Here is a 26,048-nt window from a genome sequence, read left to right on the forward strand (position 1 = left end):
TTCCGGAGCACGTGAAGGCGGAACGCTTGCCGGACAGGCCTTAAAGTCGGGTCAGCCCGGAGTACATGCCTGCCAGATCGCCATGCGCGTCCGGCCCGGCGCGCCCGAGTGCCGCGAGCCCCTTGTAATGTTGTAGAAACTTCATCCCACTGCGCCATCATGACCGAAACACGTGTTAGCCCCTTGCGCAACTTTGCCGACTTCGTCCGCGCGGAGCGGACCCGACTGACCGAGCAATGGATGAATGCCGTGTTCGGCGACACCGATCTCGTCGAAGCCGACAAACTCACTTACCAGCAGCTCGCGGATCATTTGCCGGAAATTCTCGACGGACTGTGCGCGGCGCTCGATGTCGAAGACCTCGAACGGGTCGAGACAGCCATCGAGCGCAATGCGAGAAAACATGGCGAGGTGCGCTGGCGCCAAGGCTATCGCATCGAGGAGCTCGTGCGCGAGCTCGATCTCTTTCATCAGGTGCTCGCCGCGGCGCTCGAGGAATTCGCCGCTCTCGACAGCACGTTCACACGCCGCCATGAGAGCCGGGCACGGCGCCTGATCGCCGAAACGTTCAGCATGGTTACGCTCACGTCGATCAAGGAGGTAGTGAGTGAACGGGACCGCAAGATCGACGAGTACACCGGCCGGCTCGAGCGCGCCAATCACGAACTGGTGCTGAAACAGCGGCTGGTGAGCGACCTGTACGAGTCACGCATGCAGATCACACGCAGCGTGGTCCACGATTTGCGCAATTTTCTGAACGCGTTTTCCATCGCGTTGCAACTGATCGCGCGCGTGCCGGCAAAAGCCGAAACGGCGTTGACGCTGGCGAACCGCCAGGCCGCCGACATGAAGCAGCTCGTCGATCAGATGGTCGAGTATTCCGTGGTGCTCGGCGACGGCGCCCCGCTCACACTCGAACAGGTTGACCCGCGCGAGTTGTACGAGGAACTCGTCACCTCGTCGCGTCCGTCGATCGAAGCAAAGGGACTCACATTGCGCACGGTGTTCGATCCTGCGTTGACCGCCGTCACGTCTAATCGCCTCAAGCTCAAACAGATTGCCGTCAATCTGCTCTCCAACGCGATCAAGTACACGAAGTCCGGGCAAATCGAATTGAACTTCGCGGTGACCGATGCGGAGCATTGGTCGATGTGCGTCGCGGATACCGGCGTGGGCATAGCGCCATCGGATGCGGACCGCGTGTTCGACGAGTTCGAGCGCGCGGCCGGCGAGGATATTCCGGGCACGGGCCTCGGTCTCGCCATCGTCAAGGAATTGTGCCGCGTGTTGAACGGGCACATCGATTTCGTTTCCCGCGAAGGTGTGGGCACCAAGTTCGAGATACGCTTCCCGTTGGTGCTGGCGGAACCGCAATAGGACCGCACGGCCTAAGCGCAATCTGGTTCGGCCGGAAAATCAGTCGAGTTGATCGGCCAATGCCGCACTGATTATTCAGTACGGTTAGCAAACTTTTGGTAGCGTGAGTGCTGTGAGTGACGTGAGTGGCAATCACAACCCTACTCCGCCCTCGCGCCGCCCGTCGACAAACATCCGCTCATCGCGCCGCCTCTGTCGCTCAGCCCGCGCACGACCACCTCCGATGATTTCCCATCACGTCTCGCCAATTCCGCAAGATCGAGCAAAGCGGCGTAGCGAGCGGAGCATTCTTGCGACGATTCACCCGCTCCACGTGTATCGGTCGGCACGACGAAGCGGCTCATCGCAATCGCCGCTCCCGCGGCAACGACAATCGCTGCCAACGCGCCAGCTTTATAGAACCGCCGTGTCGATGAATCATTGAACGACGATCGGCATGCCTCGACTGTCACCCGGGATTTGACTCGCATGGCAGCACCCATCAGGACCAGTGCGCCGGCACCCAGACACGCCCGATCCAGTGGCCCGGCACCCACACGACCGGACGCGGCGCCGGCGCGACATAGACGACGCGCGGAGCGACATACACGGCGTGCGGCGGGGGCGGCGGTGCGTAGACGACCGGCGGCCGCACATAAGCAACCGGCGGCGTGACCACCACGGGTTTCGGCGCGACCACCACCGGTGCGGGCGTCACCACAACCGGCTTCGGCGCAACCACGACAGGTGCAGGCGTCACCACAACCGGCGGCGGCGCAACCACCAATGGCGCCGGCGTCACCACGACCGCAGGCGGCGGCGCATACACAACCGGCGGCGCGACCACAACCGGCTTCGGCGCCACCACCACCGTCGTGCCACCCGTCGCGACGACACCCGTAGTCGCCACCACCGTCCCGCTCGACGTCACCGTGTTGCCGTGCGTGCCCGTCACGCTCGTCGAGGTCGTCACGACGCCCGGTGCGACACGAGTGGCCGAACCGGAGTGATTGACGGTACCGCCATCCGAACCGGTCACGGTGCCCGAACGCGAGCATGTCGAGCCGGCGCAATTCGTCGACGCCGAATGGTTGACGGTGTTGCCGTTCGAGCCCGTCACCGATCCCGACGACGAATACTGGCCCGGGCCGTTCTTCGTCACATCGCCCGAAGTGGTCGCCGTCTTGCCGTCGGGTCCTGTGAGCGTGCCGGTATGCGAGCACGTACCGCCGGCGCAACTGGTGTCGCCTGCATGCTGGACGGAGTTGCCGTAGCGTCCCGTCGCGGTGCCCGAATTCGAGAACTGACCCGGCGCATTGCGCGTCACGGTGCCGGTGTTGGTCGCCAGACCGCCGTATGGGCCGACGACACCGCCCGCATGCGAACAGCTGTTGCCGCCGCACGAGCCGTAACGCGCGCCGTTATAGGTGCCGCGCGACGTGTAGGCCGTGCCGTGTTGCGACCAGGCGAATGCGGATGCGCTGCCGAGCGCGAGCACGGCGACCGTGGCGGAGAGCACGAGCTTGCGCAGCGCGCCGCGGGCGGGTGAAGGGGCAGTCACAGACGCAAAGGCGGAAGCAGAGACAGATGCAGCGGCGGTGGCCGGGACGATGAACGAATGATTTTTCACGATATGTCCTTCTGGGGATTCGGGCCACTTCTGTCACTGCTGCGTGGCGACGAAACGGACTATAGAAGGACACGCCGACATAATCGACACGGAAGATATGTCACTCTGTTTCACCACGAAGAAGGCCCGTGCGACAAGGGTTTGCGGGCGTTTTTCAGACTGCGTGACATATTCCGACATAACTTGTTGCAGGCGAAATCGCCGACCGCGCCTGCTTTTTAACCGGCGACATTACCGCTCCTCGCCTGTCGTCTGCAACGACAAGCGAGGCCGCCAACCGTTCGTCATATCATTGCGCGACGCGCGCCATGGCAAGATCGGCAATCTCGTCCGCCCGATACGACGAGCGCACCAGCGGCCCCGCCACGACTTCGCGAAAGCCCATCGCCAATCCCGCCTCGCGCCAGGCGTCGAACTGTTGCGGCGTCACATACCGCCGCACCGGCATGTGAAAACGCGACGGCGCGAGATACTGCCCGATCGTCAGGATGTCCACGTGATGCGCGCGCAGATCACGCATCGCGTCGAGCAGTTCTTCGTCGGATTCACCCAATCCGGCCATCAATCCTGATTTGGTCAGCATCGTCGCGTTCGCTTCCTTGACACGCGCGAGCAGTTGCAGCGAGCCCTGATAATCCGAGCCCGCGCGCGCGGCACGATACAAAGCAGGCACCGTCTCGAGGTTGTGATTGAACACGTCCGGCCACGCGTCCGACAACGCCTGCAACGCCCGCTCGACACGTCCGCGAAAATCCGGTGTCAGCACTTCGACCCGAATGCCCGGCACGCGCTCGCGCAGCAACGCGACGCAGCGCGCAAAATGCGCCGCGCCGCCGTCGCGCAGATCATCGCGATCCACCGACGTCACCACGACATAGTGCAGGCCGAGCGCCGCCACGGCATCGGCTAGCCGCTCGGGCTCCGCTTCGTCGAGCGGCGCGGGACGGCCGTGCGCGACGTCGCAGAACGCGCAGCGCCGCGTACAGATCCCACCCATGATCATGAACGTTGCGGTGCGCCGCGCAAAACATTCGCCGATGTTCGGGCACATGGCCTCCTCGCAGACCGAATGCAAACGGTGCTCGCGCAGGATCGCCGCAATGCCGGCGACCGTCTCGCTCATCATCGGCTTCGCGCGCAGCCACGGCGGCTTCGGCAAGACCTCGCCGTTTGTGGCCGGCACGATCTTCACCGGAATCCGCGCGAGCTTGTCAGCGCTGCGCTTGCCGTGCTGACCGAGCGCGGTGACGCTGTCGCCATGCAATGCGGCGTCCATTTTAGCGCCCCAGAAAATCGTTGAGCAGACGATTCACTTCGGACGCAGCCTCCATCTGCACCATATGCCCCTTGCCTTCGAGCACATGAACGCGGACGTCGCCCGGCAGACCCTGCGCATGCGCGGCCGGAATGATCTGATCGCCGGCGCCCCAGATCGCCAGAACGCGCGGCGCGAGTTCCGCGAGCCGATCCCGATAGCTCGTGCGCTGCGCGTTGCCGTCGAACGTCGACGCCGATATCTTGCGCAGCGCCTCGGGCACGCCTTCGAGCCGCTTGTACTTGACGATGTCCTCCACCAGTTGACGCGTCACGAGACCTGGGTCGGCGAAGAGTTTCGCCAACTGCGGCTTGAGCGCATTGCGATTACTGCCTTCAGTGAAACCGTGGATGTAGTCGCCGTTGATCTCCTTGCCCAGACCCGCGGCCGAGATCAATGCGAGCGACGCCACGCGCCCCGGCGCTTTCGCGGCAACGGTCATCGCGATCAGCGCGCCCATGGAGTGGCCGATCAACTGCACCTTGTCGATGCCGCGATCGTCCATGAAGGCGATCACGCTGTCCGCAAGCTCGTCGGCACTGCCGGTTTCGAGCGCCTTGCCTGATTCGCCGTGACCCGGCAGATCCAGCGCCCACACGGCCCGATGCGCGGCGAGGTCGGCGTGATTGAACAGCCAGTTGTTCAGATCGCCGCCGAAGCCGTGAATCAGCAGCGCGGGCGTGCCGCCTTCGCCGAGTTTCAGATAGCGCACCGTGCGCCCGCCGATCTGCGCTTTCTCCGGTTGCGGCCCACTGTCGCCAGCCGCCGACGTGGCCGGCACGAAGTCGCGCTGAAACGCTTCGACCTCGGCGTCGATCTGCGCGTCCGGCGTTTCCGCGTCGGCGACCACGGCCAGCAACGCGCCGATCGGCAGCGTGTCGCCCTCCTGCGCGATCTGCCGGCGCAAAATGCCCTCGAACGCACACTCAACGCCTGACGAGATCTTGTCCGTTTCCACATCGAGAATCTCGTCGCCCTTCACTACCTTGTCGCCGATGGCCTTGAGCCACCCGTTGACCTGTCCCTGCTCCATCGACAGGCCCCATTTGGGCATCGTGATCATATGGATCGGCATCGTTCAAGCCCTCACTTTCAGTACGGCGTCGGCGATCTGCGCCGCCGACGGGATATACATGTCTTCGAGCACGCCGGCAAACGGCGCGGGCGTGTGCGGTGCGGTCACCATTTCGATCGGTGCCTTGAGCGAATGGAATGCGCGCTGCGCAATCAGCGCGGAAATGTCGGTGGCTATCGAGCAGCGCGGATTCGCTTCGTCGACGACGACCACGCGCCCGGTGCGGTTCGCGCTCTCCAGGATCGTTTCTTCGTCGAGCGGCGAGGTCGTCCGCAAGTCGATCACTTCAACCTGGATGCCGTCCCTGGCGAGTTTTTCAGCGGCTTCGGTGGCGTAGTGCACCATGCGTCCGTAGGTGATGATCGTGGCGTCGTCGCCGTCGCGCACCACGTTCGCCTCGCCGAACGGAATCGCATACGACTCTTCGGGCACGTCGCCCTCGCGGCTGTATAGCAGCTTGTGCTCGCAGAAAATCACCGGATCGTTGTCGCGGATCGCCTGGATCAGCAGACCCTTCGCGTCGTACGGCGTCGACGGGCAGACCACTTTCAATCCGGGAATGTGCGTGAACAACGAGGTCAACATCTGCGAATGCTGGGCCGCCGCGCGCAAGCCCGCGCCTTGCATCGCGCGGATCACGACGGGCGTCACCGCCTTGCCGCCGAACATGTAGCGGAACTTGGCGGCCTGATTGAAGATCTGGTCGAAACACACGCCCATGAAATCGATGAACATCAACTCCGCGACCGGCCGCATGCCGCAGGCCGCCGCACCAACTGCCGCACCGATATAGCCGCCTTCCGAGAGCGGCGTGTCGAGCACGCGGCTTGGATACTTGTGAAACAGTCCTTTCGTGACGCCGAGAACGCCACCCCACGCGTCCTGTTCACCGGGCGAGCCGGCGCCGCCCGCGTTGTCTTCGCCCATCACGATGACGGTTTCATCGCGGGCCATTTCCTGACTCAGGGCTTCGTTGATCGCCTGAGAGAATGTGATCTTGCGTGCCATGTCTGTCTCCAGAATCGTTTAGATGTGCAATGCCGTGCGTTACGGATAGGACACGTAGACGTCGCTCAATAAATCTTCGGCAGTCGGCAGCGGCGCCGCCTTGGCTTGCGTCACCGCGCTGTCGATCAAACTCTTGACCTCGGCATCCACACCACGCAACTGATCCGTGCTCAGCATTTCGGCGCGCACCACGCGCTCTTCGAAACGCTTCAGGCAATCCTTCTCGTCGCGCAGTTTCTGCACTTCGCCGGGCGCGCGATAGGTTTGCGCGTCGCCTTCGAAATGGCCGAAATAGCGCGAGAATTTCACTTCGACGAGCGTCGGCCCACCGCCCTGGCGCGCCCGTTCGATCGCTTCACCAAGCGCTTCATGCACCGCAAAGAAGTCGAAGCCGTCCACGATCACGCCCGGCATGCCGAAGCCGCTCGCGCGATCCGCGATATTGTCGGTCGCCACCGACCACGTCGACGACGTCGCTTCCGCGTAGCCGTTGTTCTCCGCCACGAAAATCGCCGGCAGCCGCCACACCGAGGCCAGATTCAGCGATTCGAAAATCACACCCTGATTCGACGCGCCATCGCCGAAAAAGCACACGCCCACGCCGCCCGACTTCTTGTACTTCGCCGCCAGCGCCGCGCCGCAAATCAACGGCCCGCCCGCGCCGACGATGCCGTTCGCGCCCAACATGCCTTTCGACAGGTCGGCGATATGCATCGAGCCGCCTTTGCCATGGCACACGCCGGTCTTGCGTCCGTAGATCTCGGCCATCATGCCGCGCACGTCCACGCCTTTCGCAATGCAATGGCCGTGACCGCGGTGCGTGGTCGCCACATAGTCGGCGTCGTTCAGATGCAGCATCGTGCCGACCGCCGACGCCTCTTCGCCCGCGTACAGATGCACGAAGCCGGGAATCTCGCCGGTCGCGAATTCCACGTGCAGACGCTCCTCGAATTCGCGGATCGTGCGCATCATGCGATACGCCTTCAGTAGACCTTCCTTGCTCAACTCAGCTGAAACCGACATGGTGTGTCTCCTTTGAATGAATGCACTGCCTGCCCACAAGCTACTTTCGATGCGCAACCACGTTCGCCACTTCCCGCACCAGTTAGCGCGACGCCGCGAAACGCAGCGTGCGTTCGACGTCGACGGTCAACGGCCCTTCCCAATCCAGCGCGATCTCATAGCGGTCGCCGCGCTCCAGTTCGATTTCGCGCTCGCCGTCGAAAGCGAGCGTGCCGTGCCCGGTTTCCAGCGGACGCCACACGCCGACTTCGAAGCGTTCGCACGTGCGCATCAGCACGCGCTCGACGCGGCCCGGCGCAATCGGCGCCACCAGCGGCACGCCGGATTCACCGGGCGCGGCAAAGCGCAGATGCAAACCGTGCGACGCGGTGCGCTCCACGGGCGCCCACGCTCCGCCGATCGACGACAGGCCGATGCCGTCGGGCGCGGCAAACGTGAGAAAGAGTTCTTCGATATCGGCCGGATCGGACACGGCCCGCGCGCCGACAAAGCGCTGGCGGCTCACGCAGACATCGACCAGCCCGATCTCCTCGCGGCCGCGATTCGGCCCGGCCGTGCAGCGCACCACGAGCCGCTTGTTGCGCGTCAGCGCGACATCCGGCGGCACGGCGCCCGAGGCGACGAGCGCGCCGGCAAGACCCGCCACGGTGGATTCGCGCAAATCCGGAAAGGCGTTGTTGGTGCCGGTGGACAAAGTCAACAACGGCACTCTCGCGCAATGCGCGGCCACTGCCCGATGCGTGCCGTCGCCGCCCAGTACGGCGATCAGTTCGACGCCAGCTTTCAGCATCGCGGCGACCCCGGCGTGGGTATCGGCGACACTGTCGGTGATCGGCTGTTCGATGAACTCGACTGCGGGCCAGCGCTGTTGCGCGGCGACGGCGTCGTGCGTGTCGAGCGCGCGCAGCAGCAGCGCCGCCACGCCGGTCCGGTCGCGCAGACACAGCACGCGGGTCACGCCGAGCACGCCGAGTCCGGCCAGCAGACGCACCACCATGTTGGCTTTTTCGGAAGTCGGAAACACCGACGCGTAGGACGTGAGGCGACGAATGTCGCGACCCGACGCCGGGTTCGCGATCACGCCGACGGTGATGGGCGATGGCACTGTGCTTGTCTCCTTTCTACGCCGTCGTCGAACGGCAGCGCTTTGTCATGCGCAGGACACTGCAAAGGGTGTGCCAATTTGCTGAAACATCGCGCCGCCGCACGAAAGTGCCTTGTTTAAAGGGCTTAAAGCGTCGAAACGAAAGATGAGGCGGTGAGCCGCAGCCGCGTGACGCGGCGTTTCAGGCGTCTCACATATCGCGTGGGTGCCATTCGCAGCCCGGATGTTCGTGGTCGAAAACACAGCGCAAACCGTTGATGCGCGTCGATCCGCACCGCAAAGGCGCCCCCGTCTCACCTGAGACTGAGACAAACGTCTCACGCGTCTCGTGTGCTGCATTGCAGTGTGATTCATCAAGCGGGATGTGATACAAGAAGCCCTGATCTCACTGTGTGTCGCTCGCCTGGAGCCGACCATGCCTTACGTCTCGCAGACCCAGCACATCGACCGTGTGCGTGGCGCCATTGAAGGACGCCTGCCCGCGCCCGCCGATTCTCCGCGGCTCGTCTCGTCGTGGCAGCGTTCGTTCGAACAGTACCGGCTCGACCCTGGCGCTGTGATCGGACCGCGCGTGCTGACGTCGGCCGAATTGCGCGAAGTGCAAGGCAAGGAAGAAACCTTTCTGCGTGCGTCCGGCCAATGTCTGTCACGTCTGCACGACATGATTCGCGTCGCCGACTATTGCGTGATGCTCACCGACGCGCACGGCGTCACCATCGACTACCGCATCGACCGCGAACGCCGCAGCGATTTCAAGCATGCGGGCCTGTATATCGGTTCGTGCTGGTCCGAGCGCGAGGAAGGCACGTGCGGCGTGGCGAATGTGCTGACCGATCTTGCGCCGATCATCGTGCACAAGACCGATCATTTCCGCGCGGCATTCACCACGCTCACCTGCAGCGCGGCGCCGATTTTCGCGCCGACGGGAGAGATGATCGGCGTGCTCGATGCGTCCGCCGTGCAGTCGCCGGATAACCGCGACAGTCAGCGGCTCGTGTTTCAACTGGTGCGGCAAAGCGCCGGTCTGATCGAAGACGGGTACTTCCTCAACCAAACTAGCCAGCACTGGGTTCTGTTCGGCCATTCGAGCCGCAACTTTGTCGAGGCGCAGCCCGAAGTGCTGATCGCCTTCGACGAATGCGGCAATCTCGTCGCCGCCAATCGCAAGGCGCGCGAGTGCATTCCGGCGCTGAACGGTCCGCGCCACATCGACGACGTATTCGACACATCGGGCTCGCATCTGCACGACGTCGCGCGCACGGATGCGATTGTCGGCCTGCGCCTGCGCGCAACCGGGACGACGCTGTATGCGCGGATTCGTGCGCCGCTCAGGCGCGTCTCGCGCGCGGCGTCATCCACTGGCAGCGACGGTGCCGCGAGATCGTCGCAAAGCGCGTCGCAAGACGATCTGCAACTCGGTGCGCCAGGACGTTTTCTGCACAGCGCGGAGCCGCAGATTGCGCACAACGCGGCCGTCGCATTGAGATTGATGGGCAAGCGCCTGCCGATTCTGATTCTCGGCGAGACCGGCGTCGGCAAGGAAGTGTTCGCGCACGCGGTGCACGATTCGGGCGCGCGGCGCGCGAGACCGTTTATCGCGGTGAATTGCGGCGCGATTCCCGAATCGCTGATCGAAAGCGAATTGTTCGGCTACGCGCCCGGCGCCTTTACCGGCGCACGCAGCCGCGGCGCGCGCGGCAAGATTGCGCAGGCGCACACAGGTACGCTGTTTCTCGATGAAATCGGCGACATGCCGCTCGATCTGCAAACGCGATTGCTGCGCGTGCTGGCCGAAGGCGAAGTGACGCCGCTCGGCGGCGATGCACCCGTGCGTGTGGATATCGACGTGATTTGCGCCACGCACCGCGATCTCACGCAGATGGTCGCGGCCGGCACGTTCCGCGAAGACCTCTATTACCGGCTAAGCGGTGCGTCTTTGCCCATGCCGCCGCTGCGCGAGCGCGCGGATATCCGCGACGTGATCGAAGCGGTCTTCGACGAAGAAGCGCAAATGGCCGGCCACGTGCTCACGCTGGACCCGCAACTCGCCGAACGTCTTGCAGGATTCGCATGGCCGGGCAACATTCGCCAGTTGCGCAACGTGCTGCGCTACGCGTGCGCGATCTGCGACAGCGCGCGCGTGGAATTGCGCCATGTTGCGCCGGATATAGCGGCGTTGCTCGCGCCCGAGGCCGCGCACAAACCAGCGTTATTGCGGATCGATCCGCATGACGGCCGGCAACGGGACGCGCGGCAGGACCCGCGCGAAGAGCGTGCACGCATTATCGACGCGCTCACACGCCATCAATGGCGGCCCAACGCGGCGGCGCAAGCGCTCGGCATGTCGCGCGCCACTTTGTATCGGCGTATTGCGTCGTTGGGCATCGTCGCGCCGCATCGACGGTGAAGCGCTGCTTGTCAGTGTGATGCGCCGCCGTGTGCAAAAGGAGCGTCGGTCGCCAGTAGCACTACGCGTTTTCGTATTCGATTTCGCGTACCCGTTCCAATGGATTGCGATCTTTTCGATTGACAAGCCCTGCCGCGAAACGGCACACTCGATCTCATGTTGACGCACATCTCCATCGCAAATGCGATTACACACCCGAAGCGAGCCATCATCGGCTGGCCATTGGGAGTACGTGCGCGTTAGCAGTCTGAATCTGCGTAACATATCCCCAAGGCCCCGCCGGTAACGGAAGGGGCCTTTTGTTTTGCGGGCGCCTCCGTCAGCCGGCTTGATGACGGAGAAAGAGATGGATCACGCAAGCCCGCAGTGCACGGATGATGACTCGAGTCTGGTGGCGTATCGGCAGGACGAGCGTCTGCCAAAGCTGGTGCTGCATTTTTCAGTGGCGCCAGGCGCCACACTGACCTGGCGCGTCGAAGCCGATAGCACGCTCGCCGTGCAGGGCGCGCGCCTCTGGCTCACACGCGTCAGTTCACCTTACGATCATTGGCTCGATCCGGGCCACACATTCCAGCTGCAACGCGGCGAACGTGTGTGGCTCAGTACGGATGGCGAATGCGTTGCGCGCGTGTCGTTGAGCTACACGCTGACGGCGCGAGGCGGTCTGCTCAGACGCTGGCTGGGACGGCTCGCGTGGCTGAGTTTGGGTCCGCCTGCGCCGCGTTAGCCGGGTGCGTAACGGCGCGGCTCAGCGAGGCATCATATGCGGCGAAAAAAACACCCCTTCGACGAGGGGTGTTTGCTTCGCATGCCGGCTTGCGTAATCACGCAATCGCGCGAGCCGGCTCGATCGCTTGCGACCTTACTTCGGCGTCACCTGCACCGCCGCCGCCGAAACGAATACCGCGTGGATCGTATCGCCGACCTTGACATCCTTCAGATCGACGTCCGGACCGGCTTGGAGCGTTTGCGTCTGATACGCGCCGCGCAGCGTGACCAGCCGCTTCTTGCGATCGATCTTCTGCACGGTGGCGAGCACTTCGATCTGGCGCGCCGATTCGAATCCACCCGAGGCCGGGGCATACACCTGCGTGTCGACACGCGCGCGAATGCCCTTGTCCTTGCCGGTGACCTTCTCGGCCTTCACGAGCAATGCATTCTTGTAGAGCACGTCGACCTGGTCGCCCACTTTCAGATTGTCGAAACCCTCCACCTGCTGGCTCACGAGCACGACAACCACGTTGCCGCCCGACCCCTTGAGCGTAAGCGTACGCGTGCCCGGATCGATACCGACGATCTGCGCCCTCACATGCACCGGCTCCACCGCGCTGACGATGCCTTGCGCGGCACTCGCCATGGCATCTTGCGCCGAGGCCGGCTGCGCTGCGGCAAACGCCGCGAACATCAACGCTGCTGCAATTGTCTTTGCCTGCATATGCATGCTCCTTGATAAATTGTTTGATCCAGCGTGACGGCGATGTAAAACCGTGGGATGCCGATTTATAACTCTATGAGTGCCCGTGTTTCAGGATGATAGTTTTCAAAAGGGACGGCGCAAATGATTTTACATGCCTTACAACAGCCTGCAATTGATGAATTGCGATTTTCAAATAAATGCGCGCAGCTATGCAATGTGCCGCGGCGCGGCGTCGCAGCGGCATCCTGACACACGGCCACGACGTGACATTTTCACCGGCATTCATAATGAACGACGGGTTTTAAATGCACACAGCATTAAGCACATACTGTATGGCGATCGAATCGGCAATCAGTATTTCTTTGGGTATTCCGCCATAACGGAACGCGTTTTCATACCGTATCGGATACAGATTCGATATGCGCTCAATGCGCGTTGGGCACAAAAAGAAACAGCCTCGTCGCGTGAGCGACGAGGCTGTTTCATCCAGCAGTTTCAACCGTGGCGCGGACCAGGCCGCTAACCGATCACACCCGTTCGATCGCGATCGCAATGCCCTGGCCGACGCCGATACACATCGTGCACAGCGCAAAACGGCCTTGCGTGCGATGCAGTTGATACATCGCGGTGGTCACGAGACGCGCGCCGCTCATGCCGAGCGGATGGCCCAGTGCGATCGCGCCGCCGTTCGGATTGACGCGGGCGTCGTCGTCGGCCACGCCGAGTGCGCGCAGCACCGCGATGCCTTGCGAAGCGAACGCCTCGTTCAGTTCGATCACGTCGAATTGATCGATGGTCATGTTCAGGCGCGCCAACAGTTTTTGCGTAGCGGGCGCCGGGCCGATGCCCATCACGCGCGGCGCGACGCCGGCCGTGGCGATACCCAGCACGCGAGCGCGCGGCGTCAGGCCGAAGCGTTTCGCGGTCTCTTCATTCGCGAGCAGCAGGGCCGCCGCGCCGTCGTTCACGCCCGAAGCGTTGCCTGCCGTAACGGTGCCGTCCGGACGCACCACGCCCTTGAGCTTGGCGAGCGTTTCGAGGCTCGTCTCACGCGGATGCTCGTCTTGCAGCACCGTGATCGGATCGCCCTTCTTCTGCGCGATCGTCACGCCGACGATTTCCTGCGCGAGCGTGCCGTCGCGTTGCGCGCGCGCCGCTTTCTGCTGGCTGCGCACCGCGAAAGCGTCCTGATCGGCGCGGCTGATGTTGTAATCCGTGGCGACGTTCTCGCCCGTTTCCGGCATCGAATCGACGCCGTACAGCTTCTTCATCAGCGGGTTGACGAAACGCCAGCCGATGGTCGTGTCATAGATTTCGGCTTGACGCGAGAACGCGGTGGGCGCCTTGCCCATCACGAACGGCGCGCGGCTCATGCTTTCCACGCCGCCGGCCACCATCAACGCGGCCTCGCCCGATTTGATTGCGCGCGCCGCGATGCCGACCGCGTCCATGCCCGAACCGCACAGGCGGTTTACCGTCGTGCCCGGCACGCCCTGCGGCAAGCCCGCCAGCAACAGCGACATGCGCGCGACGTTGCGGTTGTCGTCGCCGGCCTGGTTCGCACAGCCGTAGATCACGTCGTCGATTGCGTTCCAGTCGACGTCCTTGTTGCGCTCCATCAGCGCCTTGAGCGGCACGGCGCCCAGATCGTCGGCGCGTACCGATGACAGCGAACCCGCATAGCGGCCGATGGGGGTGCGAATCGCGTCGCACAGGAATGCTTCGGTCATGTGATGTCTCCAGTTGATGTGCTGCGTGCGCTGCGCCGCGGCCGGAACTCCGGCCCGGCGCAAACCGGACGCACCGGCAAGCGCGACGGAAAGCGGCTAACGGGCGGCCGCCGCGTCAATTCAGCTTAGCGCAGGATGATGAACGGTGGGCTCGAGAATGGCGTCATTTGTTCTTGATACGAACATACGGTCATATATCGAACAATTAGACACGATAATAGGCGCGCGGTCGAAACCATGTCAAGCACGGCCAGGCCCGCACCAGGGAATACGTGCAGGCCGCGAGCGTTTTTGCAAAGGATCAGACGAATGATGCGCCCGTGCCGGCGGCCCAGTTTTCATGGCGCCGGCACGGGGCTGGAGACTGCGTGGAGCGTGTTTCTAGCGGAGCTGGATATGCTCGTCTTCGATATAGCTGCGGACTACATCGGCGAAGTTGCGTTCGCCGCTCAAGCCCAGCGCTTCAGCGCGCGACGTATCCCAGCGCCCCGGCCAGCTGCCCACGATTTTTTCGACGCGCGCATCCGGCTCGAACACGATCCGCGCGGCGACCGCGTCGCCCGCCACCTCGCGCAGCGCGGCGACCATCTCGTCGACGCTCACCGAAATGCCCGGCAAATTCAGCACGCGCTGGTTACCGAGCGCGGCGGAATCGAGTTCCAGCCCGGCGACCAGGCTCTCGATCGCCTTGCGCGGCGACAGCAGCCACAGGCGCGTCGAGCCCGCGACCGGGCACACCGCCGCTTCGCCGTTCAACGGTTCGCGGATGATGCCGCTCGCGAACGACGACGCCGCTGCATTCGGCTTGCCCGGCCGCACGCTGATGGTCGGCAGCCGCAGCACGCGACCGTCGACGAAACCGCGCCGCGCGTAATCGTTGAGCAGCAACTCCGCGATCGCCTTCTGCGCGCCGTACGACGACTGCGGATTCAGCGCGGTGTCGTTCTGCACGACCTCGGGCAACTCACCGCCATAGACCGCGACCGAGCTCGTGAACAGCACGCGCGGCCGATGCCCACGCTGCCGGCAAGTTTCCAGCAGCAGCCGCGATGCATCCAGATTGATGCGCATGCCGAGATCGAAATCCGCTTCGGCCTGCCCGCTCACGATCGCGGCCAGATGGAAGATCGCCGAAGTCTGGTCGTCGATCGCGCGCTCGAGCACGCTGCGCTCGGCGATGTCGCCTACTTCGGTGCGCACGCGTCGATCGCCGAAATCGTTGGCTTGCACGACGTCGAGCAGCACCAGTTCGGTGATCGGCTGCGGTGCGCCTTGCGGGTCTTTCAACGAACCTCGCGCGAGCAGTTCACGCGCGAGACGCTGGCCGAGAAAACCCGCACCGCCGGTAATCAGTACTTTCATGATGTGTTCGTCCTTGTTAGCGGGTCGCGTTCAGATAAGGTTTGAGCCAGCCGAGACCGGCCGACGTGCCCGCGCGCGGCCGGTATTCGCAGCCGATATAGCCGTCGTAGCCGAGCGAGTCGATCAATTCGAGCAGATACGGGTAGTTCAGTTCGCCCGTATCGGGTTCATGGCGCTCCGGCACGCCGGCGATCTGAATGTGGCCGATGCCGGCCATATCACGTTTGAGTTTCACCGCGAGATCGCCTTCGACGATCTGGCAGTGGTAGCAGTCGAACTGCACCTTCAGGTTCGGCGCGCCGACTTCCGCGCAAATCGCTTGCGCTTCGTCCTGACGGGTCAGAAAGAAGCCCGGCATGTCGCGCGTATTGATCGGCTCGATCACGACCGTGATGCCCTCGGCCTGCGCGGCCTTGGCGGCATGCGCGAGATTGCTCAGGTACACCTCGCGATGTTTCGCGCGCGGCTGATCCGCGCCGATCAGGCCCGCCATCACATGCAGCTTGCGATTGCCGAGCACGCGCGCGTAGTCGAGCGCGGTATCGACGCCGCGGCGGAATTCGTCTTCGCGGCCCGGCAGCGAGGCGATCCCACGTTCACCGCCGGCCCAGTCGCCGGGCGGCGCATTGAAAAGCGCTTGCGTCAGACCGCTCGCGTCGAGGCGCGCCTTGATCTCGTTGGCGGGGAAATCGTAGGGGAACAGAAACTCGACCGCTTCGAAGCCGTCTTGCGCCGCGGCGGCGAAACGGTCGAGGAAAGCGTGCTCGTTGTACATCATCGAGAGATTGGCGGCGAAGCGAGGCATGGCAGCGACTCCTTGAAAACGGTGTGATGCGGCGCGCGGCAGCGATGCATGCCGCGCGTGAGTGTCGATTTATCGATTGACCAGTTTGGCCGGCGTGAGCCACGTGGCGACTGCGCCGATCACGAGCATGCCGGCCAGCACATACATGCCGGTTTGCGTGCTATGCGTGAGATCCTTCAGATAGCCGATCATGTACGGGCTCGCGAAACCCGCGAGATTGCCGATCGAATTGATGATCGCGATGCCGGCCGCGGCGGTCGCGCCCGACATGAACGCGGTGGGCAGCGACCAGAACAGCGGCGCGCAGGTCAGCACGCCGGCGGCGGCGAGCGAAAGAAACGCGATCGACACCACCGTGTTGTCCGCGAACGAAGCCGCCACCGTGAAGCCGATCGCGCCGAACAGCGCCGGCACGATCAGATGCCAGCGGCGCTCACGGCGCTTGTCGGCACTGTGCCCCATCAGATTCATCACGACGATCGCGCACAGGAACGGAATCGCGCTGAGCAGCCCGATATTGAATGCGCCGGTCACACCGGTCGATTTGACGAGCGTCGGCATCCAGAACGTCAGGCCGTATTGCCCGGTGACGAACGCGAAATAGATCAGCGACATCCACCACGTGCGCGGATCGCGGAACACTGCGCCGAGCGAGTGCTTCTGGGTTTTCTCCTGCGGCTGCGCGGCCGCGATCTCATCGGTGAGCAGGCGCTTTTCGCGTTCGTTCAGCCACTTCGCGGCGGCAATGCCGTTGTCGAGATACAGGATCGTGGCGATGCCGATCGCGATGGCGGGGATCGCTTCGATCAGGAACATCCATTGCCAGCCCGCGAAACCCGAACTGTTGTGGAACGTCTGCATGATCCAGCCGGACAGCGGATTGCCGAAGATGCCCGACACCGGAATCGCCGACATGAACACCGCGATGATCTTCGCGCGCCGATGCGACGGAAACCAGTAAGTCAGGTACAGGATCACGCCGGGATAGAAACCGGCTTCGGCGAGGCCGAGAAGAAAGCGCAAGATGTAGAACTGCATCGGCGTCTTCACAAACACGAACACGGCCGAGAGCAAGCCCCACGTAATCATGATCCGCGCGATCCAGATGCGCGCGCCGAGCTTGTGCATCAAAATATTGCTCGGCAGCTCGAACAAAAAATAGCCGATGAAAAACACGCCCGCGCCGAGCCCGAACACCGTTTCGCTGAATGCCAGGTCTTGCGACATTTGCAGTTTGGCAAAGCCGACATTTACGCGGTCCAGATAGGCGACCACATAGCAGAGCATCAGAAACGGCACGATGCGCCAGAATACTTTTTTATAGGTGCGCTCGACTTCCTCTGCGCCGGGTTGTCCTGGGGCGGCTGCCGCGGTTGGGCTGCTGGATGCGGGCTGATACGAACTCATGCATTGTCTCCTTGAATGGATGGCGCGGCGCGGCGCATCGAGCGCGGCCGGCCTTTGTTATGTCGGTTTCCTACCAGCGCGCGCCGAATACGCTGCGCAGTTCTTCGAGTGCGGCTTCATCGAGCGGTGCGGGCCGCGGGTTCGTCATCAACCATAAACGCGCGGTCTCTTCGAGTTCTTCGAGCGCATACGCGGCTTGCGCCACGGAGCGCTCCCACACGACCGGACCAAGACGTTCGAGCAGCACCGCGCGAACGCTATCTGCGAGCGCGGCGATCTGTTCGGCGACTTGCGGATCGCCGGGCCGCCTGTAACGAATCAGGGGGACGTGGCCTACTTTCATCACGTAGTACGGCGTGATCGGCGGCAGCACGTCGGTCTCGCGCCAGACGCCCGCGAGCGTCAGCGCGACCAGATGCGTCGAGTGCGTGTGGACGATGCCGCGCGCCGCGCCGTTGCGCGCGTAGATGCCGCGATGCAAGGCCAGCGTTTTCGACGGCCGGCCGCCGGACACCGTGTTGCCGTCGAGATCGACCTTGGCGATAGCGGCGGGATCGAGCCGGCCTAGACAGGCATCGGTGGGCGTGATCAGCCAGCCGTCGTCGAGCCGCGCGCTGATGTTGCCGGCGGTGCCCACCGTGTAGCCGCGTTCATAGAGACTCGCGCCGGTTACGCAGATTTCCTCGCGAACGCGCGCTTCGTCCGTCGTATGGAGTGCGGGCGCGCCGGTCATTGCGCGGCTCCGTTCAGATGCCGCAGCGCTTTTTCGAAGAAGTCGGTCGTGCCGAAGTTGCCGGATTTCAGTGCGAGCGCGAGCGGTTCGGCGCCGGTCGTGGCGGTGGCCGGCACGCCGGGATCGATCTGCGCGCCGATGCGCAGCGTGTGCACGTCGAGCGCCTGCACCACTGCGCCCGAGGTCTCGCCGCCCGCCACCACGAACTTGCGCACGCCGCGTTCATGCAGACCGCGCGCGATCGACGCCAACGTGTTTTCAACCAGATGCCCTGCTTCATTCACGCCGAGCTGGCGTTGCACGGCTTTGACTTCGTCGGGCGTGGCGGTGGCATAGATCAGCATGGGCTCGGCTTTGTCGAGGTACGGCTGGGCGAAAGCCAGCGCCTGCTCGACGACGTTCTCGCCGCGCGCAGCCGCGAGCGGATCGACTCGGAACGCGGGCCGCGTGGCGCGCCACTCCGCGACCTGGGCGTTGGTCGCTTTGGACGCGCTGCCGGCCAGCACCGCCGACAATCCGTTCACCTGAGGCAACTGCGCGGCATCGCCCTGCTCGTTCAGCAAACCCGCGCGGCGGAAGTTGGCCGGCAAACCCAGCGCGATACCTGAGCCGCCTGTGATCAACGTGAGGTCGGCGCACGCTTCGCCGAGTATGTAGAGGTCGGCATCGGACACCGCATCGGCGATCGCCATGCGCACGCCGTCGTTGCGCAACGTGTCGAACGACTCGCGCACAGCTGACACGCCTTGCGCCACGGCGTCATAACGCACGAGCCCGACTTTCGATTCGGTCTGCCGCTGCAGCACGCTCACGAGGTTCGCGTCGCGCATCGGCGTGAGCGGATGGTTCTCCATGCCCGACGCGTTGAGCAACGTGTCGCCGACGAACAGATGGCCGCGAAAAATCGTGCGGCCGTTCTCGGGAAATGCCGGACAGGCGATCGTGAACGCAGTGGCGTCAGCGCCCGCTTCAGCGGACAACGCATCGAGCAATGCATCCGTGACCGGGCCGATATTGCCCGCGTCGGTCGAATCGAAGGTCGAGCAGTATTTGAAAAAGAACTGCCGGCAGCCTTGTGCGCGCAACCAGTCGAGCGCCGCGAGCGATTGCGCGACCGCATCGGCGGCGGGAATCGTGCGCGATTTCAGCGCGACCACCAGCGCGTCGGCCTCCACCGTTTCATTCGATGCGGGCACGCCGATGGTCTGCACCGTGCGCATGCCGCCGCGCACCAGCATGTTGGCGAGATCGGTGGCGCCGGTGAAGTCGTCGGCGATGCAGCCGAGCAGCGCGCGTTTCGTTGTAGCCGTCATGGCGCTGACCTCCTCACTTCGCCGCCGGCACATCGATGCCGGGGAAAATCTTGATCACCGCGGAATCGTCCTCACCGCCGTGACCGGCCGTGGACGCCATCATGAACATCTGATGCGCCGCCGCCGACAACGGCAGCGGGAATTTCGAGCGACGCGCGGTATCGAGCACGAGGCCGAGATCCTTGACGAAAATATCGACGGCCGAAAGCGGCGTGTAGTCGCCGTTCAGAATGTGCGGCACGCGGTTCTCGAACATCCACGAATTGCCCGCGCTGTGCGTGATGACTTCGTACAGCGCATCCGGATCGACGCCTTCGCGCAAGCCGAGCGCCATGGCTTCCGCGGCCACGGCGATATGCACGCCCGCCAGCAACTGGTTGATGATCTTCACCTTCGAGCCGGCACCGTGTTCCGAGCCGAGGCGATACACCTTGCCCGCCATCGCGGCCAGCACGTCCTCGCAGGCGGCGTAGGCCGCAGCAGGACCGGACGTCATCATGGTCATCTCACCGGAGGCCGCGCGCGCCGCGCCGCCGGAAACGGGTGCGTCGAGCATCTGCAAACCGGCCGCCTCGACCCGCCTGCCGAGTTCGATGGCGAAGTCCGGCGCCACGGTCGCGCTGGCGATCACCACGCCGCCCGGTTTCATCGCCGCGACCGCGCCCTGCTCGCCGAACAGCACGGCTTCGGTTTGCGCGGCATTCACGACCAGCGTGACGACCACCTCGCACTGCGCGCCGAGTTCGGCGGGCGTCGCGCAACCCACGCCGCCTTCCGCGACGAACGCATTCAGGACTTCGCTGCGCAGATCGCACGCATGGACCCTCAGACCCGCGCGCAGCAGCGAACGCGCGACACCCAGACCCATTGCACCAAGACCGATGACACCGACATTTCTGGACATGCTTGACCTCTATGAATTCGTTGGACGCTCGCGCGTAACACTGGGCGTTCAAGCTCAGCGGTGAAGCTCAGCAGATCCCCGCTTCCGCGAGACGCCGTGCCGCGTTGTACATATGCGTTTGCGCCGCGTTGCGCGCGGCCATCGGATCGCCCGCGCGAATCGCGGCGGCGATCGCCGCATGCTCTTCGCGCACCTGACGCGAAAAGTCCTCGCGCAACGCTTCGTTGCGGCGCGTGACGACCGTGCCGGCTTCGAGGTACTGATTCAGGAACGTGAGCGTTTTGAGGAAATAAGGATTGCCGGTGGCCGCCGCGATCGCGCGATGGAACGCGACGTCTTCCGCCACGCCGTCCTCGCCTTCGGCCACCGCCGCGTCGATCTTCGCGAGCGCCGCGTCGATCGACACCATGTCGGTGTCGCTGCGGCGCATCGCGGCTTCCGACGCGACTTCCGCTTCGATGGCTCGCCGCAGCGCGAGAATCTGCACCACCGAGCCGGGCTCGACCGCTTCCGCGTAGTCGATCCGCAGCGGCCGCACCGTGCCGTGCGCGGCGACGAACACACCGCTGCCCTGACGCGGCTCGACCACGCCTTCGTTCTTCAGCCGCGAGATCGCCTCGCGGATCACCGTGCGGCTCACGCCGAACTGCTGCGCCAGCACGGCCTCGGTCGGCAGCTTGCCGCCGCGCACGAAGGTGCCTTTGTCGATCTGCTTGAGAAGTTGCTGCGCGACCGTGTCGCTCAGCGCTCGCGCAGGAATCTTGTCGAACATCGATGCCTCGATTGATCATGTCATCGGGTCATCATACAAATTTTAGATGCTGACTGCATCCATGCAAACCCTGGGAATTTTGTCCGTCAGGCGGCAAAGTTGGCGAATCAGAAGGCTTAAGCTATCGTCACGCCTTTAGCGCGTCGCGCGGGGATTCAAGCGCGGCGCGGGTCCGCAGTTCCTCGAACGCATCTTCAAGGTCCATGAGCAAAGCCCTGCCGCCGTCTTCCGCCGTTCCCGCCAGCGCCGAACCGGCCCCGGACAAACCGGGCGACTCCTACGTGCAGTCGTTCGCGCGCGGCCTCGCGGTGATCCGTGCGTTCGACGCCACGCGCCCCGAACAGACGCTGACCGACGTCGCCGCCGCGACCGGCCTCACGCGCGCCGGCGCGCGCCGAATTTTGCTGACCCTGCAAACGCTCGGCTATGTGGAGGCCGAAGGGCGCCTGTTCCGCCTCACGCCGAAGATCCTCGACCTCGGCTTCGCGTATCTGACCTCCATGCCGTTCTGGAACCTCGCCGAGCCGGTGATGGAACAACTGTCGGCGCAGGTTCACGAGAGCGTCTCGGCAGCCGTGCTCGATCGCACCGAGATCGTCTATGTGCTGCGCGTGCCGACCCACAAGATCATGACGATCAACCTGTCGATCGGCAGCCGCCTGCCGGCCTATTGCACGTCGATGGGCCGCGTGCTGCTGGCCTCGCTCGACGACGAAGCGCTCGACGCGACGCTGGGCTCGACGCCGCTCTACGCGCACACGCCGCGCACGGTCACCGACAAGGAAGAGTTGAAGAAGCTGATCGCGCAGGTGCGCCGCCAGGGCTGGGCGATCGTCGATCAGGAACTGGAGGGCGGTTTGATTTCGCTGTCCGCGCCGATCCGCAATCGCCAGGGGCGCGTGATCGCCGCGATGAATATCAGCGGCAATGCACAGCGCAATTCGGGCAAGCAGATGGTGAAGGCGTTTCTGGAGCCGCTGCAGCAAGCCGCGCAAACCGTCTCGGAGATGGTGGCGCGGCGCGGCTAATCTCGAACGCGGGGCTCCGCGCGATGGCGGCCCCCTGTTCGAGCGAGCAATCAATCGATCGGCTTGTCCGCGGTTTCCTTCAGCATCGAGACCGCGATCAACGACACCACGACGCACGCCGCCACATAACCGGCCGGCGCCAGCTTGCTGCCGGTCAGCTTGATCAGCCACGTGGCGACGAGCTGCGCGGTCCCGCCGAACACGCACACGCTCAACGCATACGCGATCGAAATGCCGGTGGCGCGCACGCGCCGCGGAAACGACTCGCACATCAAGGCGAATTCCGACGCCGAACCCATCGAATAAAACAGCAGCATCAGCGCGGTCAGCGACATGATGACGGGCAACTGCGGAAAGCGGTTGATCAGCATGAAGGCCGGAAACAGCAGCAGCACCAGCACGCCGCGTCCGAACAGGATCGGCCGCTTGCGGCTGCCGATGCGATCCGACAGCATGCCGAACAGCGGACACGTGATGAGCATTACGAAGCCCGAGGCGACGCCCACCAGCATCGACAGCGACATCGGCAGGCCGAGCGTGTGGATCGCGTAGGTCGGCATGTAGAAGGTCAGGATGTAGGTCGAGACCGTGCCGCCCATCACCGTCAGCGTGATCAGGATGAGCGTGCGCACGTGCTGCGTGAAGAGTTCGTGCAGCACGCCGCGTTCGATGGCATGGCTGTGCGCGCTGGCCGCGTCGTCGGCCAGACGGCGGCGCAGGTACATGCCGACCGGCGCGATCAGCACGCCGAGCAAAAACGGAATGCGCCAGCCCCAGCTTTCCAGCGAGTCTTTCGGCAACGCGCCGGACAGCGCCGCCGCGATGCCCGAGCCCATCAGCGCCGCGCCGCCTTGCGTGGCGAGTTGCCAGCTTGCGCGAAAGCCGCGCCGCGTGCCGCCGCCCTGTTCGAGCAACGTGGAGGTCGCCGCGCCGAACTCGCCGCCTTGCGAGAAGCCTTGCACGAGACGCGCGAGCACAATCAGCAGAGGCGCGGCGAGACCGATCTGCGCATAGGTCGGCGCGATCGCGATCAGGCCGGTGCTCACCGCCATCAGCATGATGGTCAGATTGAGCGCGGCTTTGCGGCCCTTGCGGTCCGCGTACACGCCGAGCATCACGCTGCCGAGCGGCCGCGTGATGAAGCCCGCCGCGAAGGTCGCCACCGACAGCAGCAACGAGGTAGTCGGATCCGCCGACGGGAAATACAGCTTGCCGATGATCACGGCAAAAAAGCCGTACACGGTGAAGTCGAAGAACTCGAGCCAGTTGCCGATCACCGCGGCGGCAATCGCGCCGCGGCTGGCAGGCTGGCTCGCGTCGACGGCGTGGCTCGGATGGGTCGTGGTACTCATCGCGTGGTCTTCCTCGTTGTTATGCTTGTGGGCGCTGGCTGACTGCGGCTTGTCTTGCTGAACCGATCACTGCCCCAGATAGCGCTCCACGAGCCGCGTCCAGAACGCCGCACCGACCGGCAGATTTTGGTCGTTGAAGTCGTAGTGCGGGTTGTGCACCATGCAGCCGTCCTCGCCCGCGCCGTTGCCGATGCGCAGGAACGTGCCCGGCCGCTTTTGCAGCATGAAGGCGAAGTCTTCGCTGCCCATCAGGATGTCGGTCTGCGCGACCACCTTGTCGTCGCCGACCAGTTCGCGCGCCACCTCCACCGCAAAATCCGTTTCGGCATCCGAATTGACCACCACCGGATAGCCTTCGATGTACTCCACGACCGCCTTTCCGCCATAGCTCGCGGCCTGGCTTTCGGCGAGTTCGGTAATGCGCTTTTTCAGCAGCGCGCGCACTTCGGGGCTGAACGAACGCACGCTCAACTCCAGTTTCGCGCTGCTCGAAATCACGTTGTTCGCGGTGCCCGCATGCATCGAGCCGACCGTCACCACCGCCGGTTGCGACGGATCGACATTACGCGCGACGATGGTCTGCAACGCCATCACGATGCTCGCCGCCACCACGACCGGATCGACCGTCAGATGCGGACGCGCCGCGTGGCCGCCGACGCCTTCGATCGTGATGATCGCCTTGTCGCCCGCCGACATGAACGGCCCTTTGCGGAACAGCAGCACGCCCGGTTCTTCACCGGGATGGTTGTGCACGCCGAATACGGCGTCGCACGGAAAGCGCTCGAACAGGCCGTCGTTGATCATCTTCAGTGCGCCGCTATCGATGCCGCTCTCCTCCGCCGGCTGAAAATACAGATGCACCGTGCCCGAAAAATTGCGCGTGGCCGCGAGACGTTGCGCGGCGCCGAGCAGCATCGTCGTGTGGCCGTCGTGGCCGCATGCGTGCATCTTGCCGTGCGTGCCGCTCGCATACGGCAGGCCGGTTTGCTCGATGATCGGCAGCGCGTCCATGTCGGCGCGAATGCCGATACTGCGCTTGCCGTCACCCACTTTCAGCGTGCCCACCACGCCCGTCTGGCCGACGCCGCGCGTGACCTGCCAGCCCCATCCTTCGAGCTTGTCGGCGACCAGCGCGCTCGTCTGGTGCTCCTCGTAGGCCAGTTCCGGGTGGTGGTGAATGTGATGGCGAATTTCGCGCAGGCTCTCGGCGGCGGGCGCCAGGTCGGACACTTCGGTAAAACGCGCGGCTTCGCTCATCTCTGGGGCTCCATGAATAGATAGCCGCATCAAAACGCGGCAAACAGGCGAGCACTATAGCCACGCCGTTTTGTTCGAATAAGATGCTGTTTTTTTCACCCCGATTAACAACCGTTATATACGGGATTACCCCAATGAAACCGCAGCAGTTGCAAGCGTTCGTCACCGCCGCCCATCACCGCAGTCTGCGCGCCGCCGCGCGCGAGTTGGGCGTGACGCAACCGGCCGTCACGCACACGATCCGCGAGCTCGAAAGCGCGTTGAATGCCGAGCTAATGGTGCGCAGCGTGCGCGGCATCGAATTGACGGCATGCGGGCTCGCGCTGCTGCCGCGCGCCGAGCAGTTGCTCGGCGACATGAGGCGCACGGTCGAAGCCGTCGAACAGGTGAAGGGAGAACTGGCCGGCCGGGTCAGCGTGGGCACCATGCCGTCGATCGCGCTCACGGCGTTGCCGCATGCGGTCTCGAAGTTTCGCCGCGCGATGCCGCTGGTCAACCTGCATCTGGAAGAAGTGACGATCCCGGACGCAGTCGCGCGATTGCGCAACGGCGCGCTGGATATCGCGGCGATCCATCACGTGCAGGCGCTCGACAGCGATCTGGTGCAAGCACCGCTCTACTCGACGCAGTTCGTCGTCGCCATGCGCGCCGGGCATCCGCTTGCCAATGTGACGCGCTTGCATGAGCTGCTCGACGCGGAGTGGATCGTGACGGTGGGCGCCGATCACTTCCCGCACAGCGTGATGATGGCGATGTTCGCCGCGCACGGCTTGCCGGTGCCGAAGCGTCTGCTGAGCGCGCCGTCGTCGTTCGCGGTGACGCTCGGACTCGTGTCGCAAACCGATGTGATCGGCTGCTTCACGCGGCCGCTTGCGCAGATGGTCGCGCCGCTCGGCATCCGCGTCGCGCAGATCGAAGAGGTGCTGCCGAGCTACGATCTCAGCATCATTTCGCGGCGCGGCCTGCTGCCGACGCCGGCTGTGCTGCAGTTCGTGTCGTGCTTGCAGGATGCGACACGGGAAAGTATGGCGGCGGCCGGATAGTACGGC

At 64.2% G+C, this 26,048-nt stretch carries 23 protein-coding genes; 6 read left to right on the top strand and 17 right to left on the bottom strand.

Annotation, left to right across the window (positions count from 1 at the left end; all coding sequences use genetic code 11):
- Positions 1-159 precede the first annotated feature (159 nt).
- On the top strand, positions 160-1,377 hold the full coding sequence (locus PQR54_RS27625; RefSeq protein ID WP_408251257.1) for a sensor histidine kinase: 1,218 nt from the start codon (positions 160-162) through the stop codon (positions 1,375-1,377).
- A gap of 481 nt (positions 1,378-1,858) precedes the next feature.
- On the opposite strand, the gene PQR54_RS27630 is transcribed toward PQR54_RS27625, so the two are convergent.
- The 6 genes from PQR54_RS27630 to PQR54_RS27655 all read right to left on the bottom strand — a co-directional run bounded on the left by PQR54_RS27630 (position 1,859) and on the right by PQR54_RS27655 (position 8,512).
- On the bottom strand, positions 1,859-2,986 hold the full coding sequence (locus PQR54_RS27630) for a hypothetical protein (protein ID WP_408251259.1): 1,128 nt from the start codon (positions 2,984-2,986) through the stop codon (positions 1,859-1,861).
- 289 nt (positions 2,987-3,275) lie between these two features.
- Positions 3,276-4,262, bottom strand: a complete 987-nt coding sequence (gene lipA / locus PQR54_RS27635) for a lipoyl synthase (protein ID WP_408251260.1) — start codon at positions 4,260-4,262, stop codon at positions 3,276-3,278.
- A 1-nt stretch (position 4,263) separates the two neighbouring features.
- Positions 4,264-5,376 (bottom strand): acetoin dehydrogenase dihydrolipoyllysine-residue acetyltransferase subunit, encoded by a 1,113-nt coding sequence (locus tag PQR54_RS27640; RefSeq protein WP_408251262.1) that lies wholly within the window; start codon positions 5,374-5,376, stop codon positions 4,264-4,266.
- Between the two features lie 3 nt (positions 5,377-5,379).
- A complete protein-coding gene (locus PQR54_RS27645; RefSeq protein WP_408251264.1) occupies positions 5,380-6,384 on the bottom strand; it encodes an alpha-ketoacid dehydrogenase subunit beta in 1,005 nt (334 codons plus the stop codon).
- 39 nt (positions 6,385-6,423) lie between these two features.
- The gene (locus tag PQR54_RS27650) at positions 6,424-7,407 is read right to left on the bottom strand and encodes a thiamine pyrophosphate-dependent dehydrogenase E1 component subunit alpha (protein WP_408251266.1); all 984 of its coding nucleotides are present in this window, start codon (positions 7,405-7,407) and stop codon (positions 6,424-6,426) included.
- Positions 7,408-7,489: 82 nt separating this feature from the next.
- Positions 7,490-8,512, bottom strand: coding sequence for an ATP-NAD kinase family protein (locus PQR54_RS27655; RefSeq protein ID WP_408251267.1), 1,023 nt, complete (start codon positions 8,510-8,512; stop codon positions 7,490-7,492).
- A gap of 415 nt (positions 8,513-8,927) precedes the next feature.
- Here PQR54_RS27655 and PQR54_RS27660 point away from each other — a divergent pair, with 415 nt between their 5' ends.
- Both PQR54_RS27660 and PQR54_RS27665 read left to right on the top strand, forming a co-directional pair.
- Positions 8,928-10,919 (top strand): sigma-54-dependent Fis family transcriptional regulator, encoded by a 1,992-nt coding sequence (locus tag PQR54_RS27660; protein WP_408251269.1) that lies wholly within the window; start codon positions 8,928-8,930, stop codon positions 10,917-10,919.
- Between the two features lie 346 nt (positions 10,920-11,265).
- Positions 11,266-11,646 carry a DUF2917 domain-containing protein gene (locus PQR54_RS27665; RefSeq protein WP_408251271.1) on the top strand — a complete coding sequence of 127 codons (381 nt, stop codon included), beginning with the start codon at positions 11,266-11,268 and terminating at the stop codon, positions 11,644-11,646.
- 135 nt (positions 11,647-11,781) lie between these two features.
- Here the strand turns inward: PQR54_RS27665 and PQR54_RS27670 are convergent, their stop codons facing one another.
- A complete protein-coding gene (locus PQR54_RS27670; RefSeq protein WP_408251273.1) occupies positions 11,782-12,354 on the bottom strand; it encodes a hypothetical protein in 573 nt (190 codons plus the stop codon).
- Between the two features lie 133 nt (positions 12,355-12,487).
- Between PQR54_RS27670 and PQR54_RS27675 the strand changes: the two genes are divergently transcribed.
- A complete protein-coding gene (locus tag PQR54_RS27675; protein ID WP_408251274.1) occupies positions 12,488-12,859 on the top strand; it encodes a hypothetical protein in 372 nt (123 codons plus the stop codon).
- 4 nt (positions 12,860-12,863) lie between these two features.
- Here the strand turns inward: PQR54_RS27675 and pcaF are convergent, their stop codons facing one another.
- From pcaF to PQR54_RS27715, 8 genes are all read right to left on the bottom strand, one after another.
- Complete coding sequence (gene pcaF / locus PQR54_RS27680; RefSeq protein ID WP_408251276.1) at positions 12,864-14,066, bottom strand: 3-oxoadipyl-CoA thiolase; 1,203 nt, start codon at positions 14,064-14,066, stop codon at positions 12,864-12,866.
- 381 nt (positions 14,067-14,447) lie between these two features.
- The gene (gene denD / locus PQR54_RS27685) at positions 14,448-15,428 is read right to left on the bottom strand and encodes a D-erythronate dehydrogenase (RefSeq protein ID WP_408251278.1); all 981 of its coding nucleotides are present in this window, start codon (positions 15,426-15,428) and stop codon (positions 14,448-14,450) included.
- 16 nt (positions 15,429-15,444) lie between these two features.
- Positions 15,445-16,233, bottom strand: coding sequence for a 2-oxo-tetronate isomerase (gene otnI, locus PQR54_RS27690; protein WP_408251280.1), 789 nt, complete (start codon positions 16,231-16,233; stop codon positions 15,445-15,447).
- A gap of 69 nt (positions 16,234-16,302) precedes the next feature.
- The gene (locus PQR54_RS27695; protein ID WP_408251282.1) at positions 16,303-17,640 is read right to left on the bottom strand and encodes an MFS transporter; all 1,338 of its coding nucleotides are present in this window, start codon (positions 17,638-17,640) and stop codon (positions 16,303-16,305) included.
- A 70-nt stretch (positions 17,641-17,710) separates the two neighbouring features.
- Positions 17,711-18,373, bottom strand: coding sequence for a 3-oxo-tetronate 4-phosphate decarboxylase (gene otnC, locus PQR54_RS27700; protein ID WP_408251284.1), 663 nt, complete (start codon positions 18,371-18,373; stop codon positions 17,711-17,713).
- Entirely contained in the window at positions 18,370-19,686 is a 1,317-nt protein-coding gene (otnK, locus tag PQR54_RS27705) for a 3-oxo-tetronate kinase (RefSeq protein ID WP_408251286.1), read from the bottom strand. Before otnK ends, otnC begins: the two co-directional genes overlap by 4 nt.
- A gap of 13 nt (positions 19,687-19,699) precedes the next feature.
- Complete coding sequence (ltnD, locus tag PQR54_RS27710) at positions 19,700-20,590, bottom strand: L-threonate dehydrogenase (RefSeq protein WP_408251288.1); 891 nt, start codon at positions 20,588-20,590, stop codon at positions 19,700-19,702.
- Positions 20,591-20,657: 67 nt separating this feature from the next.
- Positions 20,658-21,362 carry a FadR/GntR family transcriptional regulator gene (locus PQR54_RS27715; protein WP_408251290.1) on the bottom strand — a complete coding sequence of 235 codons (705 nt, stop codon included), beginning with the start codon at positions 21,360-21,362 and terminating at the stop codon, positions 20,658-20,660.
- A gap of 203 nt (positions 21,363-21,565) precedes the next feature.
- On the opposite strand from PQR54_RS27715, the gene PQR54_RS27720 reads away from it, so the two are divergent.
- The gene (locus PQR54_RS27720; RefSeq protein ID WP_408251292.1) at positions 21,566-22,390 is read left to right on the top strand and encodes an IclR family transcriptional regulator; all 825 of its coding nucleotides are present in this window, start codon (positions 21,566-21,568) and stop codon (positions 22,388-22,390) included.
- 50 nt (positions 22,391-22,440) lie between these two features.
- Here PQR54_RS27720 and PQR54_RS27725 read toward each other — a convergent pair whose 3' ends face one another.
- Together PQR54_RS27725 and PQR54_RS27730 are read right to left on the bottom strand one after the other, a co-directional pair.
- The gene (locus PQR54_RS27725; protein ID WP_408251294.1) at positions 22,441-23,742 is read right to left on the bottom strand and encodes an MFS transporter; all 1,302 of its coding nucleotides are present in this window, start codon (positions 23,740-23,742) and stop codon (positions 22,441-22,443) included.
- Between the two features lie 66 nt (positions 23,743-23,808).
- Positions 23,809-24,999 carry a M20 aminoacylase family protein gene (locus PQR54_RS27730; protein WP_408251296.1) on the bottom strand — a complete coding sequence of 397 codons (1,191 nt, stop codon included), beginning with the start codon at positions 24,997-24,999 and terminating at the stop codon, positions 23,809-23,811.
- Positions 25,000-25,133: 134 nt separating this feature from the next.
- On the opposite strand from PQR54_RS27730, the gene PQR54_RS27735 reads away from it, so the two are divergent.
- Positions 25,134-26,042 carry a LysR family transcriptional regulator gene (locus PQR54_RS27735; RefSeq protein ID WP_408251298.1) on the top strand — a complete coding sequence of 303 codons (909 nt, stop codon included), beginning with the start codon at positions 25,134-25,136 and terminating at the stop codon, positions 26,040-26,042.
- The last annotated feature ends 6 nt before the right edge of the window (positions 26,043-26,048 follow it).

Source organism: Paraburkholderia phytofirmans (assembly GCF_046028095.1).
GTDB classification, from domain to species: Bacteria; Pseudomonadota; Gammaproteobacteria; order Burkholderiales; family Burkholderiaceae; genus Paraburkholderia; species Paraburkholderia phytofirmans_A.